General features: G+C 31.9%; 3 protein-coding genes. 2 read left to right on the top strand and 1 reads right to left on the bottom strand.

Annotation, left to right across the window (positions count from 1 at the left end; translation table 11 throughout):
- Positions 1 to 1,227: heavy metal translocating P-type ATPase (locus tag RQ907_RS08335; RefSeq protein ID WP_311492909.1), on the bottom strand; the 1,227-nt coding region annotated here is incomplete at its 3' end.
- A 90-nt stretch (positions 1,228 to 1,317) separates the two neighbouring features.
- Between RQ907_RS08335 and RQ907_RS08330 the strand changes: the two genes are divergently transcribed.
- Both RQ907_RS08330 and RQ907_RS08325 read left to right on the top strand, forming a co-directional pair.
- The gene (locus RQ907_RS08330) at positions 1,318 to 1,587 is read left to right on the top strand and encodes an acylphosphatase (RefSeq protein ID WP_311492908.1); all 270 of its coding nucleotides are present in this window, start codon (positions 1,318 to 1,320) and stop codon (positions 1,585 to 1,587) included.
- 37 nt (positions 1,588 to 1,624) lie between these two features.
- Complete coding sequence (locus RQ907_RS08325; RefSeq protein ID WP_311492907.1) at positions 1,625 to 2,947, top strand: MurT ligase domain-containing protein; 1,323 nt, start codon at positions 1,625 to 1,627, stop codon at positions 2,945 to 2,947.

The following is a 2,947-nucleotide window of genomic DNA, read 5'->3' as shown; positions in this document are numbered from 1 at the left end:
CATGATTGCCATAGGTGTTGCAAGACCCAAGGCACATGGACATGATATAACAAGAACTGAAATCATTAGATTTAAAGAAAATTCAAAATTTTTGGTGAATAAATACCAGCTGATAAATGTAATTATAGAAATTATAATTACTGCAGGTACAAATACAGCTGAAATTTTATCCGCAAGCTTGGCTATAGGAGCTTTAGTATCATTAGCTTCGTTTACAAGGCTTATGATTTGGGCTAAAGTTGTATCCTCGCCAACTCTTGTTGCTTTAAATTTAAATGATCCTTGGATATTCATTGTAGCAGATATAACACTGTCACCAACATTTTTACTAACTGGTATAGATTCGCCGGTAATTGCAGCCTCATCTACCAAGGATGAACCTTCAATTATTTTCCCATCAACAGGTATTCTTTCTCCTGGTCTAATAAGAATAATATCGTCTTTTAAAATATCTTCAGTAGGTATTTCTACTTCCTTATTATCCCTAATAACCCTTGACTTTTCTGGAGCTAGATTCATTAAATTTTTTAGGGAAGCTTTTGTTTCGCCCTTGCTTCTAGCTTCGAAAAATTTTCCAAGAGTAATTAAGGTTAGAATCATAGCCGAAGACTCAAAATAAAGATTGTGTCTATATGATTCTATTGTAGCAAAATCTCCAAGACCAGCAGCATATGCCATTCTCATAATAACAAAAACACCATAAAGCAAAGCTGATGAGGAACCAAGAGCTACCAGAGCGTCCATATTTGGATTTTTATTTACTAGTGACTTAAATCCAGATATAAAGAACTTTCTATTTACAAATATAACAGGGATTGTTAGCAAGAATTGTACAAAGGCATTGTTAATAGCTCCTTCTGTTCCATGCAAAAATCTAGGAATAGGTAGTTTTAGCATAGGACCCATAGCTACATACATAAGGATTACCATAAAGAAAAATGACACTTTTAATCTGAACTTAGTATTTTCTTCTTCAATTTCCTTAAGATTAACATTTGCTTTTTGTTTAACCTCACCTGAATTTTTTAGACGAGCTTCATATCCGGCCTTAGACACGGCATTAATTATATCTAAATCAGATATTTTTGATGGATCATATTCAACACTCATTGATTCATTTATGAGGTTAACGGTCACATCCTTAACGCCAAGTTTTTTAACAGCCCTGTCAACTGCTGCTTGGCATGAAGCACAGGTCATCCCATAAACATCAAATTTTTGTTTCATCAAACCTCCTTTCACACCCCTAGGGGGTATCTACTATAATTATATTTACCCTAGTATTTTTGTCAAGTATAATAAAATTAAGGAGTAGATATGAAAAGATACCATATAATTTTTAAGGGAAGAGTACAAGGAGTAGGCTTTAGATTTCAGCTAAAGATGTTGGCAGACAGGATTGGCTTAACTGGAATCGTAAGGAATTTATATGACCAAAGCGTAGAAGCGTATATCCAAGGAAGCCAAAATCAGCTTATGAAATTTTTTGAAGGTCTCGAGAATATAAATTTTGCTATAATTGACAGCAAAGAAATTTTTGAGATGGATATAGATGAAAAGGAAACTAGCTTTGAAATAGTTTATTAATATTGAAATATTGGTAAAAAAAGGATATAATATTTGCATGAGTTTAAAAAGCAAATTGGTTAAAGTATTAGCCAAATCAATTAGAAGTATATTAAAGTTATTGAATCGTAAGGCAACTTCTTTGCCAGGTTATATAGCGTACAAATTAGATAAGGATATCCTTAAAGACCTATCTAAAAATACTAAATTTATTTTTGTTACTGGGACTAACGGTAAAACCATGACAACCCATTTTTTAGCGACTATTCTTAGAGAACATTATCCAATTGTTTTAACTAATGAATCTGGCTCAAATATGGTTCAGGGTATTATTACATCTCTTTTAGATAACCCTCCTGATAAGGAAACTGTTGCTGTTTTAGAAGTTGATGAAGCAAACTTAGTTAGGATTGGTAAATATTTAAAGGCTGATTATGTCGCACTTACAAATATTTTTAGAGACCAAATGGATAGGTTTGGTGAAATATATAATATTCTTGATAAAATAATAGATGGTCTAGAACTAATGCCAGAGGCTAAAGTAATAGCCAATGGTGACCTACCAATTTTTTCATACGAAAAACTTAAAAATTTCAAACCGACTTATTTTGCTATCAGAGACGGTGGGCATAAGTGCTACGATATGGATGCTGAGTTTAATTCCGATGGGATTATTTGTCCATCGTGTCATAGTGTTCTAAAATATAAAACTGTAAACTATTCGTCTTTAGGCGACTTTGCTTGCCCTAATTGTAATTTCAAATCTCCTGAAATAAGGTATGAAATTAATAAAATTGCAAGTCTAGACCCAAATCACTCTAAGTTTTTTATAGACTATAAACCATACGAAGTAAATGTCGGTGGAGTTTATAATATTTATAATGCTCTAACTGCTTTATCAGTAGCCTATGAATTAGGATTAACTTATGAAGAAATTTATAGGGGACTTAAAAAACAAAAAAATGTTTTTGGTAGGCAAGAAAATATTAAAATATTTGATAAAAATGTAGTTATAAATTTAGTTAAGAATCCAACTGGGCTTAATCAGGTTATAGACTTAGTTACACTCGAAAAAGAGCCTATCAGCCTAATATGTTTGTTAAACGATAATTACGCTGATGGACTGGATGTTAGTTGGATATACGATTCTTATTATGAAAAGTTAGCTAAACTTGATATAAAAGATATTTATGTATCTGGCACAAGAAAAAAAGATATTAAAAGAAGACTTGAAATAGCAGATATTTTCAATAGCGAAATCAAGGCATTTGACTACGAAAATGAGGTAAAAGATATAATAAAAGATGCAAAAACTGATAATATTTATATCTTATCAACCTACACAGCTATGCTTAAGTTAAGGGAGGTGCTTGCCTTATAA

The organism is uncultured Anaerococcus sp. (assembly GCF_963510575.1).
Taxonomy (GTDB): Bacteria; Bacillota; Clostridia; order Tissierellales; family Peptoniphilaceae; genus Anaerococcus.
This window is presented reverse-complemented; position numbering and strand designations above follow the sequence as displayed.